The organism is Peterkaempfera griseoplana, assembly GCF_001418575.1.
Classification (GTDB): Bacteria; Actinomycetota; Actinomycetes; order Streptomycetales; family Streptomycetaceae; genus Peterkaempfera; species Peterkaempfera griseoplana.
The window spans coordinates 1-712 of record NZ_LIQR01000400.1; the positions used below are offsets into that span (position 1 = coordinate 1).

Annotated in this window: 1 protein-coding gene; it reads left to right on the forward strand. The window is 70.2% G+C overall.

Annotated elements, in window-relative coordinates; genetic code table 11:
• Window positions 1–712, forward strand: a 712-nt coding sequence (locus tag AOK09_RS38315; protein WP_079063475.1) for an electron transfer flavoprotein subunit beta/FixA family protein, incomplete at its 3' end; no start/stop codon positions are given.

The following is a 712-nucleotide window of genomic DNA, read 5'->3' on the forward strand; positions in this document are numbered from 1 at the left end:
GTGAGCTTGAGGATCGTTGTCTGTGTGAAGTACGTGCCCGATGCGACGGGCGACCGTCGGTTCGCGGAGGACACGACGACCGACCGTGAGTCCGTGGACGGGCTGCTGTCGGAGCTGGACGAGTACGGCGTGGAGCAGGCGCTGCGGATCGCCGAGGCCAGTGGGGACGCGGAGGTCACCGTGCTGACGGTGGGCCCGGACGATGCCAAGGACGCGCTGCGCAAGGCGCTGTCGATGGGTGCGGACAAGGCCGTGCACGTCAATGACGACGACATCCACGGCACCGATGTGATCGGCACGTCGGCGATTGTGGCCAAGGCGCTGGAGCAGACCGGGTTCGACCTGGTGGTCTGCGGGATGGCGTCCACCGACGGCACCATGGGCGTGCTGCCCGCGCTGCTGGCCGAGCGTCTGGCCGTGCCGCAGCTGACGCTGCTCTCGGAGGTCTCCGTCCAGGACGGGACCGTCACCGGGCGGCGCGACGGCGACGCGGCGACCGAGCAGCTGCAGGCGTCGCTGCCGGCGGTGGTGTCGGTGACCGACCAGTCCGGTGAGGCCCGCTACCCCTCCTTCAAGGGCATCATGGCGGCGAAGAAGAAGCCGGTGGCCTCGCTGGATCTGGACGATCTGGGTATCGACGCCGATCAGGTGGGCCTGGCCGGTGCCTGGAGCGCGGTGGAGGGCATCACCGCCCGCCCGGCGCGTACCGCCG